Source organism: Gulosibacter molinativorax, assembly GCF_003010915.2.
Classification (GTDB): domain Bacteria; phylum Actinomycetota; class Actinomycetes; order Actinomycetales; family Microbacteriaceae; genus Gulosibacter; species Gulosibacter molinativorax.
The window spans coordinates 2,423,207-2,435,805 of sequence record NZ_CP028426.1; the positions used below are offsets into that span (position 1 = coordinate 2,423,207).

At 65.1% G+C, this 12,599-nt stretch carries 13 protein-coding genes; 8 read left to right on the forward strand and 5 right to left on the reverse strand.

Annotation, left to right across the window (positions count from 1 at the left end; translation table 11 throughout):
• Positions 1-180: 180 nt before the first annotated feature.
• Positions 181-1,101 (forward strand): PDDEXK nuclease domain-containing protein, encoded by a 921-nt coding sequence (locus tag GMOLON4_RS11145; protein WP_245575446.1) that lies wholly within the window; start codon positions 181-183, stop codon positions 1,099-1,101.
• A gap of 47 nt (positions 1,102-1,148) precedes the next feature.
• Positions 1,149-1,730: a dihydrofolate reductase family protein gene (locus GMOLON4_RS11150; RefSeq protein ID WP_026936892.1), complete on the forward strand. Its 582-nt coding sequence runs from the start codon at positions 1,149-1,151 to the stop codon at positions 1,728-1,730.
• A gap of 80 nt (positions 1,731-1,810) precedes the next feature.
• Here the strand turns inward: GMOLON4_RS11150 and GMOLON4_RS11155 are convergent, their stop codons facing one another.
• Together GMOLON4_RS11155 and GMOLON4_RS11160 are read right to left on the reverse strand one after the other, a co-directional pair.
• A complete protein-coding gene (locus GMOLON4_RS11155) occupies positions 1,811-2,479 on the reverse strand; it encodes a response regulator transcription factor (RefSeq protein WP_035732740.1) in 669 nt (222 codons plus the stop codon).
• Positions 2,458-3,702: a sensor histidine kinase gene (locus tag GMOLON4_RS11160; protein WP_169516507.1), complete on the reverse strand. Its 1,245-nt coding sequence runs from the start codon at positions 3,700-3,702 to the stop codon at positions 2,458-2,460. Before GMOLON4_RS11160 ends, GMOLON4_RS11155 begins: the two co-directional genes overlap by 22 nt.
• 130 nt (positions 3,703-3,832) lie before the next feature.
• On the opposite strand from GMOLON4_RS11160, the gene GMOLON4_RS11165 reads away from it, so the two are divergent.
• A complete protein-coding gene (locus GMOLON4_RS11165; RefSeq protein WP_051266792.1) occupies positions 3,833-4,786 on the forward strand; it encodes a CPBP family intramembrane glutamic endopeptidase in 954 nt (317 codons plus the stop codon).
• 190 nt (positions 4,787-4,976) lie between these two features.
• A complete protein-coding gene (locus GMOLON4_RS11170) occupies positions 4,977-5,216 on the forward strand; it encodes an addiction module protein (protein WP_051266790.1) in 240 nt (79 codons plus the stop codon).
• A 182-nt stretch (positions 5,217-5,398) separates the two neighbouring features.
• Here the strand turns inward: GMOLON4_RS11170 and GMOLON4_RS11175 are convergent, their stop codons facing one another.
• Positions 5,399-5,944, reverse strand: a complete 546-nt coding sequence (locus tag GMOLON4_RS11175; RefSeq protein ID WP_035732775.1) for a HutD family protein — start codon at positions 5,942-5,944, stop codon at positions 5,399-5,401.
• 36 nt (positions 5,945-5,980) lie between these two features.
• Positions 5,981-6,709, reverse strand: a complete 729-nt coding sequence (locus tag GMOLON4_RS11180; protein ID WP_026936889.1) for a hypothetical protein — start codon at positions 6,707-6,709, stop codon at positions 5,981-5,983.
• Positions 6,710-6,888: 179 nt separating this feature from the next.
• Between GMOLON4_RS11180 and GMOLON4_RS11185 the strand changes: the two genes are divergently transcribed.
• Both GMOLON4_RS11185 and GMOLON4_RS11190 read left to right on the forward strand, forming a co-directional pair.
• Complete coding sequence (locus GMOLON4_RS11185) at positions 6,889-8,871, forward strand: sensor histidine kinase (protein WP_084147492.1); 1,983 nt, start codon at positions 6,889-6,891, stop codon at positions 8,869-8,871.
• Positions 8,859-9,500, forward strand: a complete 642-nt coding sequence (locus tag GMOLON4_RS11190; RefSeq protein ID WP_026936887.1) for a response regulator transcription factor — start codon at positions 8,859-8,861, stop codon at positions 9,498-9,500. Before GMOLON4_RS11185 ends, GMOLON4_RS11190 begins: the two co-directional genes overlap by 13 nt.
• Here the strand turns inward: GMOLON4_RS11190 and GMOLON4_RS11195 are convergent.
• On the reverse strand, positions 9,497-10,423 hold the full coding sequence (locus GMOLON4_RS11195; protein WP_051266785.1) for a DMT family transporter: 927 nt from the start codon (positions 10,421-10,423) through the stop codon (positions 9,497-9,499). The genes GMOLON4_RS11190 and GMOLON4_RS11195 overlap by 4 nt on opposite strands.
• A gap of 194 nt (positions 10,424-10,617) precedes the next feature.
• Between GMOLON4_RS11195 and GMOLON4_RS11200 the strand changes: the two genes are divergently transcribed.
• Both GMOLON4_RS11200 and GMOLON4_RS11205 read left to right on the forward strand, forming a co-directional pair.
• Positions 10,618-11,694, forward strand: a complete 1,077-nt coding sequence (locus tag GMOLON4_RS11200; RefSeq protein WP_026936886.1) for a 2,3-butanediol dehydrogenase — start codon at positions 10,618-10,620, stop codon at positions 11,692-11,694.
• Positions 11,695-11,834: 140 nt separating this feature from the next.
• Entirely contained in the window at positions 11,835-12,509 is a 675-nt protein-coding gene (locus GMOLON4_RS11205) for an alpha/beta fold hydrolase (protein ID WP_169516505.1), read from the forward strand.
• Positions 12,510-12,599: the final 90 nt, after the last annotated feature.

The window sequence follows — 12,599 nt, forward strand, 5'->3', positions numbered from 1 at the left end:
GCCTGAGACGGAGGTTGCGCGTGGCCATCACGACGTCGGAGGCTCCGCCTATGGTCATGCCATGAGTGAGAAGCCGGTTTCGCTGATCGACCGCCAGAGGGCTACGGAGAGTGGCTCGCCGAACTGAAGTCTCGTATATTCGCTGCGCAGCAGCGTGCTGCTCTCGTTGTGAACACGGAAATGGTCGCGCTCTATTGGCAGATCGGCCAGGACATCATTGAGCGTCAGGCACGCCAGGGATGGGGAGCGAAAGTCATCGACCGGCTCGCGCACGACCTGCGGGTGGCATTTCCCGATGTGCGTGGCATGTCGGCACGGAATCTTCGGTACATGCGGGATTTCGCGAAGGCGTGGCCCGACTTTGAAATTTGGCAGCAGGCTGCTGCCAAATTGCCCTGGGGACACAACATGGTCCTCATCGACCGGATCAAGGACGCCGAGCGACGGCTGCTTTACGCCACCGCGGCGCTCGAACATGGCTGGTCGAGAAACGCTCTTGACACGCACATCGATTTGCAATCCATCGAGCGTGCAGGAAAAGCCATCACGAACTTCGAGCGCACGCTTCAGCCCCCTAGCTCCGACCTCGCCCGGGAATCGTTAAAGGACCCGTACAAGCTTGATTTCCTCGGCCTCGGCGACGATGCCGAGGAAAGGGCTATCGAACAGGGTGTGGTCGACCACCTCACCGAGTTTCTCGTTGAACTCGGAGTCGGGTTCGCCTATGTGGGCCGTCAAGTACACCTCGAAGTGGGTGGCGACGACTTCTACATCGACTTGCTCTTCTATCATCTGAAGCTTCGCAGTTACGTAGTCATCGAAATCAAGGGCGGGAAATTCAAGCCGGAGCACCTCGGCCAGCTGAGCTTTTACCTAACCGCTGTGGACGAGACGCTCAGCCACGAGAGCGATGGCCCAACCATCGGACTGTTGCTGTGCCGGTCAAAGAATGAGGTCGTCGCCGAGTACGCGTTGAAGGACAGTAACCGAGCCCTCGGTGTCGCCGAGTACGAACTGCTCAGGGCACTACCCGACCCGCTTCAAACCGCGCTACCCACAATCGAGCAGATCGAGCGCGAACTCGGCGGGGTCGATGAATGATGAGCTGGTTGACTTAACCTTCTCACCCCCACGCAAAGGAGCGGCTCATGGGCAAAGTAGTGATGTACGCATCGGTTTCGGTGGATGGCTTCATCGCCGACGACAACGACGATCCCGGGCCGCTCTTCGAGTGGCTCACGAGCGGCGACGTTCCCCTCGACGACGGCGGCGTGCTCAAGGTCTCGCAGGCCTCGTACGACCACACGCGGGCGTACTGGGATTCGATCGGCGTAACCATCGTCGGCCGCCGTGTGTTCGATTTAACGGATGGCTGGGATGGCACGCCGCCGAGTGGAATCGATCACGTGGTCGTCGTCACGCATCGTCCACCGCCCGATGGATGGAACCCGGATGCGCCGTTCCACTTCGTCGACGGCGTCGATGCTGCACTGGCAACAGCGCAGAAGCTCGCGGGCGATCGCATCGTTGAGGCCTCAGCCGGAGACGTCGGCGGTCAGCTATTCGCCGCGGGATACGTCCACGAGGTGCGGATGGACGTGGCGCCAGTCGTGTTCGGTTCAGGCAAACGGTTCTTCGGGACCGTCAATGCGCAGCAACTGCTCGAAGATCCCGAAGTGGTTGTTCAAGGCAATCGAGTGCTTCACTTGCGATATCCGGTCCGTCATTGACCCGCGCAAAGAGAATCCACGTAATCTGCGCATTCGTGAATCGGTGAGGAACCACTGAACGCTGACCGCTACTCGATCTGTCAACCTGCTGAAGTCCCCGCCGCCCGCCCCGCATCATGGATAAGCAGCGCCGCCTGCACCCGGTTCGTCACGCCGAGCTTTTCGAAGATTCGCCCGAGATGCGTCTTCACCGTCGGCAACGAGAGATACAGCCGTTGCGCGATTTCGGCATTCGTCAGCCCTTCCGCGACCAGCGTGGCGATCTCCAACTCGCGGGCGCTGAGCGTCGCGACGATCGAAGACGCGGCCGGGGACGGTTCCGCCGCCGCGTTCACCAGCCGCTCGAGCGCCTCCGGCGAAAACGACAGGATGCCTGCGGCGGCCTGGAGGATCGTGTCGACAAGTTGAGGCGGAGGCGTGTGCTTGAGCAAGAAGCCCGAAGCCCCGGCCCGCAGCGCCCCGAGAACGAATTCATCCGTGTCGAACGCCGTCAGCACAACGACAGCGGGCGCATCCGGCTGGCTCCGCACCTGGGCGGTCGCCGCGACGCCGTCGAGAACCGGCATCCGAACATCCATCAACACGACGTCCGGTCGCAACTCGCGAGCCATCCGGGCCGCCTCGGCCCCGTTTGTCGCCTCACCGACGATGGAAATGCCCCGGTTGCCATCGAGCACGAGTCGTAACCCGGCGCGAATCAACGCCTCGTCGTCGGCGAGGATGACCTTTAGTTCTGCCACGGCATCCATGCTCGCACGACGAAGTCGTCGCCCTCCTGACCGGACTCAAACATCCCGCCGACCAAGGCCAGCCGCTCCTGCAACCCCACGAGCCCGACTCCCGCTCCCCGCGCGCGTTCGGCGGCCCGCCGCATCCTGTTGCGCACCTCAACCCGCACCCCGGTCTCGCGTTCGCCGGCGATCGTCACCGAGATCGGTGAGCCGGGCGCGTGTTTGATCGCATTCGTCAGCGCCTCCTGCACAACACGGTGAAGGTGCGCGACCGTAGCCGCCGAGAGTTCGCCCACCGGCGGCAGCGCGACGCGCAACTCGACGCTGGCACCGGCAGTTCGAACTTCGTCGACGAGCGTGGTGATATCGGCGAGGGTCGGGGCTGGATGCGTATCGCTCACGTCGGAGCGCAGGACGTGCAGCGCGGCTCGAAGTTCCTCCTGTGCATCGTGCACGCCGGCCCGGATGACGCCGACGGCCTCTCGCACCTTCTCCGGTGAGAGGTCGTCTCGGTACTCGAGCGCGCCAGCGTGGAGGGCGACCAGCGCGAGCTTGTGTGAGACCCCGTCGTGCATCTCGCGGGCGATCCGGGTTCGCTCTTCCTGACGCGCTTCGGATTCGAGCGCGGCTTGGCCTTGTCGGGCCGCCTCTGCCTCTCGACGCAGTGACGCCAGCAGATCGCGACGACTGCCGAGGTTGAGCCCGAGCAGCATCAAGCTCAACGCTCCGAGGGCGAAGATGACCAGGATTTCCCACTCGTTGAGCGGCAGCAGCAGCCCTCCCGTGTAATACCCCGCCACGACGGATACCGCGCCGAGAACTGGGATGAACCAGCCCGGGCGGCCTCGGCCGACCAGCGACACCACTGCCATCGCGGCGGCCGGCAGCGCCGAACCCGCGAGCGCCGAGCACAGGATGATGACAATGCCGACGACGAATGCTCGCCGCTCGCGGCGTTCATCAACCTCCCACGTCGGCGGACCGGTGTCGCGGTGCAACACCAGCGGCAAGAGCGCCGTCGCCAGGATGCCGAAGATCGGCTCGGCCAACCAATAGATCGTCTTGCGCGGCTCGGGAAGGTCGCGGTCGGCTTGAAACCCCCAGAATATCCAGAGCAGCACGAAACCGAGCGCCGCAACGATGATCATGATCGTGGCTCGGGAGCGAGCGGGCGTGAACTCGATCTGTGTGAGCGGGATGACCGGCGTGGTCTGCTTCGGGCTGGTGGTGTCCGTCGTCATGCCCGTCAGCCTAGGCAGCAAGCGCGACGCTGCGGTGTCGTCCAAAGGGATGAAGGTGGGTAACTTTCGGCGTTGTGACGCAGCCTTTTGCCCGATACCTCGACGAACGGCATTCCGGGACGCTGGATGCATGAACAACAACACTGCACGCACCGTCCAGACCGCCGACACCACCGACTACATGCAGACCTCGCAAGCTCGCTTCGCTCCCGTCGAGATTTCGACCACAGGCCTTCCCTTCCACCGACTCGCCCTTGCGAACCCGCGGCACCGCTGGTGGCGGCCGCTACTCGCGCTCCTCATTGCGTTCATCGTTTACTGGTTCCTAACCGGCCTCTTCGGTTTTGGTATCGGGACGATTGTTGGGGCCGACCCCTCGATTCCGCTCACGGAGACCGGCTTCCCGGACCCAAACCATCCCATCGGCGCGCTGTTCGTGTTCGGCCAGATCGCGCTCTTGCTGCCGGCCGTCGCCGTCGGAATCTGGTTCGGGGAAGGCCGTTCGATCGGTACCCTCACGTCGGTCGCGGGCAGGCTCCGCGTCCGACGCCTCGGGGTGTACTTGCTGATCGCGCTGGCCACGATGGGAGCTGCGATCGCCGTCGCAACCGTGGTGAGCCTCGGCACGGGCGACGCATCCCCGGTCATCAGCGCCAATTCCCTGGGCCTGCTGGCGGTGGCGCTCTTGGTCGCGCCGGTTCAGGCGTCCGCCGAAGAGTACGTGTTCCGCGCCCTGCCGCAACAGGTGCTCGGGTCATGGTTGAAGAGCCCGTGGTGGGGAATCTTGCTGCCCATCCCAGTCTTCACTCTCGCTCACATCTACGATGCCCCCGGCCTGCTGTCGGTCGCGGTCTTCGCCTTCGCAGCGGGCCTGCTCACCTGGCGCACCGGCGGCCTCGAGGCGTCGATTGCCCTGCACATCGTGAACAATGTGTTCGCCGTCGGCCTCGTCGCCTTTGGCATCGGAGACCTCGGGGCCTCAACGACGTCCCTGGCGAGCGCAATCGCCAGCATCGCCGGAACGACGCTCTTCACCGTCGCCGTTCTGCTGCATCAACGGCGTAGGCACCGCGTCGCACGGTAGCGAGGACCGTACAGTCCGGCGCCGAGATGTCGCCAGACAGCTAAATCACCGCATCAACAATGGGCTGGAGTCCATAGCTTTCGCTATGAGCTCCGGCCCATTTACATGACTTCTCGGATGCAAGAACGTGTCGGGGCCAACGACGTCCAAGGTCCTGCTTTTCTCCAAAGCCCGCCGGTACACTCGCCGCATGCCTACAGGGCTTGGCGACTCCATCGCTGAAGGGAAGAATCTCTCGGCCGATGAGCGAGAAATCGCAGCGATCGCACTCCTGCAAATCAACGAAGCTGAGCAGCCCAATGTCGATGCCGAATGGGACGACGAGATCAACAGTCGTGTTGACGACATCTTGTCCGGCAAAATAGAGCTCGTCGACTGCGACGAAACCCTTCGCATGATCCGGGAAGAACTGGCAGCGCGACGCAAGTGACGCTCTTGCGCTGGCAAAGGAAATGTCTCGGTCCTTGGCCGGGAATCGCTATCCGGTCCGACCAAACCAGTTCTGCGTGTGCCAGGGGGCTCGCACTCCGTTTCGCTCTTCCACGGATACTTCTACGTTAGGGACCTAAGTGAGAAGTACGGGCGCGAGAACGTACGTTGGCAGAGCGCCCGCTACGCCAGCGTGACGACTCCGAACCCGGCGGAGCTCAGATCCATTCGAGAGTCCTGACGCCCGGAAGTGTCAATGAGGTCAAACTTCTCGTAACCGTGCTGGTCGCCGAGCGCCAGCACCGCGAGCGCATCCGGCCCCGCATCCGCACCCTGGCCCGGCGCACCCACGAACCGGATCTTCGGAACGTGACCACCCGCATCCACCCGGGCCATGAGGTTCACCGCATGGCAGGGCCGATCGAGCCTCGTGAGCCTGACCACGTCATCCCCAGAGAACTCGAGCGAGGAGCCATCCGCAACCTCATGAGCGACGCCGTTCACCGTGAGTTCGAGCGAGCTGCCGACCGGTGTAAAGACCCGCTGCGCGCCCGGTAGTGGCGAGAAGTCACCCTCGCGCTCGAGGCTCGCGACGCTGAGGCGCCAGGGCGCAGTGCCCGCGGGCGAGAACGACGCCGAATCCTCGAACGAGACGACCTCGGTCGTGGTTCCGGCGCCATTGGCCCACGGCTGGGGAGTCAGATTGGCGAAGCTTCGAAGCACGGTCACAGTGCCCAAGGCTAGCCAACCTGACCCCGCCGCCACCTACCCCCGCAGCACCCAGTCGGCGTTCGGCATCCGCAGCATCGCTCGCGCCAGGAAGCTCAAGCCGATGATCTCCAGCACGCCTCCACCGACGGCGAACCACTCACCGCCGCCGAAGATGTTGATGAGGTGCCCGACCGGCCAACCCGCGATAAGCAGGCCAGCCCACCACGGCACGCCGACCCCGCGCATCCGCCGCGAAGCGATCAATACCGCGATCGCCAACAATAGTGTGCCAACGAGGTTCCCGAGCACAAACACAATGCCCGCGGCGATCCGCCATGGCACGCCGGGTCCGGTGTCGAGCGCCTCGCCAGCGTCGATCCCCGCCGCGGCAAGATTCACCTCGGCAAAGGTCCCGAACACCATGGCGCCGTAGAGCAAGTAGCCGGACACCATCATCACCACAGTGATCAATGCCAGCACCGGTACCGCGGGGCGCAGCACTCGCAGCGCACCCAGCAGCCCAGGGATCGCGACCATCGCCCCCGCCACGGCGAACACCGCCTTTGCGATGAACTGCCCGGGATACCTCGACTCCAGCTCGAGCGAAACCGTGGCCGTCTCGGCATCGAGCACACCGCTCTCGGTTTGGATGAACGCGAAAATCGTGTTGCAGACCAGCTGGAACACGAACGCCAACGGCAGCGCGATCGCCGCCGAAACGCGCCGGAATCCGATCGTCGGGTCGGTCGCGAGAGCGACCCTGGGTTCCTGTGTCGTAACCATGATTCCTCCTTGAATCACACCGACTTGGGCGGCTTCCACGCCGTCCGGATCGCCGAAAATCCACGGCGATCCATCTCCACTCTCCCGCCAGCGCACCAAATTTGGATCGGTGCGAACACCCCTCGTAATTGCGTGCTGGCACGGAGTCGTAACCCTAGCTGCGGGGCTACATTGGGGTCATGAGGGCAGCAATCGGGATGCCGTCACCGCGGCAACTGCGCCGGCGAACCGTGTCGAGGGCGACCATCGCGACGCTCATCCTCTCCGCCCTGACGGTGCTCGCGGCCACGCTGCTGCTCACGGTCTTGAGGTCGGTGCAGGATGCGCCGCTCCGGGTCGTGATCGTCCTCGCGTCCGCAGTATTCCAGCTCGCGCTCGCGATGATCGCGTCACGCGCGCGGCCGGAACACCCGCTCGGGATGCTCCTCGCCGCGTTCGCGCTCGTCCTGGTCACCGTCGCGGCAGTCCGCGCGGAGGCGCATCCGATTCTTGCCGGTAACTGGATGCTCTTGTATCTGCCGCCGGCGCTCATCCTCCTGCTCGCTCCCGACGGGCGCGCGGCGTCTCGCCGTTGGGGTTTGGTCGGCTGGATGCTCGGCGTCGTCGCAGCGGCTTTCATGGCGTTCGCGGCGTTGGAACCGTATCTGGAGCTCTCTGAACTGGCAGTGATGGCCATCGCCGGGCCGCTCCTCCTCTTGTACTTCGCACTGTTGGCCGCATGTGCTGCCGCTCCTCTCGCGCGTTACCGCGCGGCGAGCGAATCCGACCGATCCCGCCTGCGGTGGGTGCTCGTCGCAGGCCTCTCGCTTCCCGTCACCTTGCTGCTGTGCTGGGCCAGCTATCTCGTGTTCGGCGTCCCCGACCTCGTCGTGTACGGGCTCGGATTCATCGCGTTGGTGATCCCTGCTGGCGCAACGATCGCCATCGCCCGACCGGAGCTCTTCGACGTCGACCGTGCGATGATCGCCACGCTCGCGGCGATCATCGTGGCCTCGGCAGGACTTGCAATCCTCACGGTCGCGGGCGTCGTAATCGGCAGGCCAATGACCGCGTGGGGCGCGATTCCCGCCGCCGTCGTTTCGGGCCTCGTGGCGGTCGCGGCGGCAGTCGCCTTCCCGTTTGTTCGCCGGATGCTGGGCCGGCTCTTCTCCCCCGAGCGCGCTCGTACGCTCGCGGCCCTCCGACGATTCGCAAGTCACGTCGATTCCGGGGATGCGCGGCCCGAATCAGTGAGGGAAGTCCTACGCGAATCGCTCCGGGATCCGGGACTCGAAGTCGGATACCGCAGGCTCACCGATCGCGCGCTTGTGTTGCTCGACGGGACGCCAGCGCCCAAGCAGACACTTGTAATCGGAACGTCGCCCGGGCTTGATGGGGCGGAAACGAAGCCAACACCCGTCGACCTCCCTATCCACGCCCGAGGTGAGGAAATCGGCGCGATCCTGCCCTCGCGCTTCCACCCCCTGCGCACCTCGGGTGCGATCGCGCGCGAGGCCGCGCCGTTCTTCGAGGCGATCAGGATGCGCGCCGAGCTCTCCGCGGCGAATGCCGAACTCGAGGCCTCCCGCCGGCGGCTCCTCACCGCCGAGTACGCGGAGCGGCAGCGGCTCGAGCGCGACCTACACGATGGCGCGCAGCAGCGCCTGGTCGCGCTCGGGATGCAGCTGCGTGTGTTGCAGCGGACGGCCGCGTTGCCTGAGCCGATTGCCGACGGGATCGACGTGGCGGTCGCCCAGCTCAGCACGGCGGTTGCCGAAATCCGGCAGCTCGCGCACGGGATGCGCCCGGTCGCGCTCGATGACGGCCTCGGTCCGGCGCTCGCCAGACTCGAGCGTGACGGTCAGGGCGTTGTCGAGCTCGATGTCCGCGCGGACGACCTCCCGGATGCAGTAGCGACAACGGCCTATTACGTGGTGAATGAGGCCGTGACCAACGCGCTGCGGCACGCGGAGGCGTCGCGCATTCGTGTGATGGTCCGCCGGTCCGGCGACATGCTGCGGGTCACCGTCGCCGACAACGGTCGAGGCGGCGCACGCCTCGACGACGCGCACGGCCTGCGCGGGCTCGCCGACCGCGTGCAGACGCTCGGCGGCGAGCTCACCCTCGAGTCGCGGCCGGGCGCTGGCACGACACTGGCTGCGAGCATCCCGTGCGCGTCGTAATCGGCGAAGACTCGGCGCTCTTCCGCGAGGGGCTCGCGGCGCTCCTTGCGAGCGCCGGGCACGAGGTCGTCGGCCGCGCGGCAACCGGCCCAGTAGCCGTCGCGCTCACGCGAGCGCACCTTCCCGACATCGTGGTGCTCGACATTCGGATGGCGTCCGACCTCGAGGGCGTCGAGGCCGCGCTCGAGATCCGCGCCTGGGATCCGCCGACTCCCGTGTTGTTGCTGTCGCAACACATCGAGACCCGGCGCACGGTCGAGTTGGTCACCGGCGGCGCGATCGGTTATCTCCTCAAGGATCGCGTGCTCGATGTCGACGAATTCCTCGCGGCCCTCGAGCGCGTCGCCCGCGGCGGCAGCGCCCTCGACCCGGAAGTCGTCGCGCGCCTGCTCGGCTCTGCCCGCGCATCCACCCGGCTTTCCGCCCTGACCCCGCGCGAGATCGACGTGCTCGCGCTCATGGCCGAGGGGTGCTCGAACGCGGCCATCGCATCCCGGCTCTCGCTGTCGCCACGCACGGTCGAAACGCACATTGGCAATGTCTTCGCGAAGTTTGCGCTGCCCGACTCCCCCGAGGAGCACCGGCGGGTGCGGGCGATCTTGACCTACCTCGAGGCGCGCGAAAGCTAGCGCCGCGCCCCGAGGTGGGCAATCAGGATCCCGACGAACGCCAGCGGCACGCCGACCAACAGCATCCACGTCACGCGCTGCTCGAGCAAGTCGAGCACGAGCGAGCCCGTGAGCTGTCCCGCGACGATCGTCATAGAGAGCACAAACACCCCGAGCCTGCGCGCGACCACCGCCACGAGCAAGATAAACAGCACGCCGATCGGCCCGCCGAGGTACATCCACCAGTCGGTCGGCAGCCCGTGGAACTCGACCCCGCCGAAGAGAGCCGCGATTCCCGTCACGACAACGAGGAGCACGAAGCCGATTGTGAAGTTGAGCACCGCAGGGCTCACGGCCTCGCCCGCATGATGCTTCACCGTGCCCGTGATTCCGAGCTGCAGCGCAATGCCAAATCCGGCGGCAATCGCAAGCACCGAAAGCCAGACCGTCTGCCACGACACCTCCCCGCTCATCCCCACGAGCGCCACGGCGGCGAGTGCGAGCGCCCCGCCCACCCCGCGCAGCCAGGTGAACCGATGCTTCGGTGCCCCCACGAGCCCGAAATGGTCAATCGCCGACGCACCAAAGAGCTGACCAACCACGATCGCCGTCGTGAACACCGCAACCCCGATATACGGCACCGCCCACGCCTGGTTCAGAATTGTGAAGGCGCCGCACGCGCCGCCGAGCAAGCCCCACCAGGGCAGCTCGCGCATCCTGATCGATCGCAGGATGCGGCCAAAGCCCGCGCGCGTGTCCTTCCGCACGAGGAAAAGCAGCAGCAGGATGAGCCCGATCCCGAACGAGATCATGCTCGCGACGAGCGCGCTGCCGGTGTACTCCGCGAGCGACCCGTTCACCCGGGACTGCAGCGCGGTCAGCGCGCCGACGATCGCGGTTACGACAATGAGGAGCGGCGTCAGCCAGCGGCGTTGAGTGGTCACTCCCGGATGCTACGCGGTTCGACAAAACGGCGCGCGATCGCCGCCCACTACTCAGCGCTCACCCGGGGAGCTATTCCATACTTTGCTTCGAGCGAACCAATTACATGAAAAGTCATCATTAAGGCATACGCTGAAAGAGGTGGCCGCGGATGTCGCCGGCCACGTCAAGTATTCGATCCCACAAGGAGAGCATCATGAAGGCAGCCCGTTATTACGGCAAGGAAGACATCCGCATCGAAGACATCCCCGAGATGCCCGTTGAGCCCGGCACCGTCGGCATCGACGTCGCCTGGTGCGGTATCTGCGGCACCGACCTCCACGAGTACACCGACGGCAATAACTTCGTTCCCGAGCACGGCCACCCGCACCCCATCTCCGGCGAGTCGGCACCCGTCACCCTCGGTCACGAGTTCTCGGGCGTCGTCTACGAGGTCGGCGAGGGCGTCGACGACATTGAGGTCGGCGACCACGTTGTCGTCGAGCCGTACATCATCCACGACGACGTCGACACTTCCGAGAACAACCCCGTCTACCAGCTCTCGGACGACATGAACTTCATCGGCCTCGGTGGCCGCGGTGGTGGCCTCGCCGAGAAGATCGCCGTGAAGCGTCGCTGGGTCCACAAGATCTCGAAGGATGTGCCCCTCGACCAGGCTGCCGTCATCGAGCCGCTCTCCGTCGCCGTGCACGCCGTGAGCCGCGCCGAGCCCCAGGCGGGCCAGGTTGCGGTCGTCGGTGGTGGCGGCCCGATCGGCCTCCTCACCTCCGCGGTGCTGAAGGCTAAGGGCGTGACCGTCGTCATGTCGGAGCTCAGCGAACTCCGCCGCGAGAAGGCACTCAGCTCGGGCGCGGTCGACTACGCGTTCAACCCCGTTGAGACCAACGTCGTCGAAGAGGTCATGAAGCTCACCGACGGCAAGGGCGCCGACCTCGCGTTCGAGGCCACCAGCGTCTCGGTCGTGATGGACACCCTCATGGATGCGCTCCGCCCCCGCGGCGTGCTGGTCGTCGTGTCGATCTGGAGCAAGAAGCACGAGTTCGACATGCACAAGCTCGTCATGAAGGAACTCGACGTGCGCGGCACCATCGCGTACGCGAACAACCACCCCGAGACAATCGAGCTCGTCGAGTCCGGCAAGATCAACGTCGAGCCGTTCATCACCGGCCGCATCGGCCTCGAGGGCCTCGTCGACGAAGGCTTCGACACCCTCATCAACCACAATGAGACCGCGGTCAAAATCCTCGTCTCTCCATCAGGCAAGGGCCTCTAGGCTCTAGCCGCTTCGCGTCGGGGCGGGTGGATGCGCAACTCACCTTGGGTGCGCATCCACCCGCCCCTTCTTTTGTCGCCTGCTTGTTGCCGCGCGAACCCTGAACGCCCTGCCAAGCATCCTGCGAAACAATGAAGTTCATGAGCGCTATTCCCGTCGAGTTCCTGCACGGCCTTGGTCAGTCGCCAAGTGACTGGGATGCGGTGATCGCGAACTTGCCCGAGTGGCTCGATCCCGCGACGACGACGATTCCGTCGTTCAGCGCGCCCGCGCACAAGCCGTTCTCGCTGGATGAGGCGGCGCGGTGGGTGCTCGCGGATGTCGCCGACCGCAGCGAGGAACCTGCGGTGCTCGTTGGGCTCTCGCTCGGAAGCCAGGTTGCGATTCGCGCCGCTTCGCTCGAGCCGGGGTTGGTGGCTGGCCTGATCTTGTCGGCGCCGATCGCGCGGCCGCCGAAGGCGATGCTGAAGCTGCAGCGCGCGATGATGAGCGTGCTGCCTGAGAAAGTTGTCGCGGGCAAGCCGATCGAGGAGGGCGGCTCCGGGCTCACGAAGGAGGACGTGCTCGCCGTGCTCGACACGTTCACCGACTTCGACATCCGCCCCGAGCTGTACCAGATTCAGTGCCCGACACTCGTGGTCGTCGGAGGCAATGACCGGATGAACCATAAGTCATCAGGTGAGGTCGTCGAGTCGATGCAGGATGCGGACCTGCAGATCATCCCCGGCGCTGGCCACGAGTGGAACAGGACGCATCCGGACCAGTTTGCGGGTGTCGTGACCAACTGGATCCGCGCGAGGTTCGGCGAAAACTAGCCAGAGTTGACCCGACTCAAAAAAGTTGAGTCTTTTCTTGTCAAGTTTGGAATAAACATTCTGGTCAGTCGTTACCCCTAATAAGGCACG

What these genes read in the sequence shown, in the direction of transcription:
- GMOLON4_RS11145 (WP_245575446.1), top strand. Translation starts at nt 181, where the DNA reads ATGGTCGCGCTCTATTGGCAGATCGGCCAGGACATCATTGAGCGTCAG.
- GMOLON4_RS11150 (WP_026936892.1), top strand. Translation starts at nt 1,149, where the DNA reads ATGGGCAAAGTAGTGATGTACGCATCGGTTTCGGTGGATGGCTTCATC.
- GMOLON4_RS11155 (WP_035732740.1), bottom strand. Translation starts at nt 2,479, where the DNA reads ATGGATGCCGTGGCAGAACTAAAGGTCATCCTCGCCGACGACGAGGCG.
- GMOLON4_RS11160 (WP_169516507.1), bottom strand. Translation starts at nt 3,702, where the DNA reads ATGACGACGGACACCACCAGCCCGAAGCAGACCACGCCGGTCATCCCG.
- GMOLON4_RS11165 (WP_051266792.1), top strand. Translation starts at nt 3,833, where the DNA reads ATGAACAACAACACTGCACGCACCGTCCAGACCGCCGACACCACCGAC.
- GMOLON4_RS11170 (WP_051266790.1), top strand. Translation starts at nt 4,977, where the DNA reads ATGCCTACAGGGCTTGGCGACTCCATCGCTGAAGGGAAGAATCTCTCG.
- GMOLON4_RS11180 (WP_026936889.1), bottom strand. Translation starts at nt 6,709, where the DNA reads ATGGTTACGACACAGGAACCCAGGGTCGCTCTCGCGACCGACCCGACG.
- GMOLON4_RS11185 (WP_084147492.1), top strand. Translation starts at nt 6,889, where the DNA reads ATGAGGGCAGCAATCGGGATGCCGTCACCGCGGCAACTGCGCCGGCGA.
- GMOLON4_RS11200 (WP_026936886.1), top strand. Translation starts at nt 10,618, where the DNA reads ATGAAGGCAGCCCGTTATTACGGCAAGGAAGACATCCGCATCGAAGAC.
- GMOLON4_RS11205 (WP_169516505.1), top strand. Translation starts at nt 11,835, where the DNA reads ATGAGCGCTATTCCCGTCGAGTTCCTGCACGGCCTTGGTCAGTCGCCA.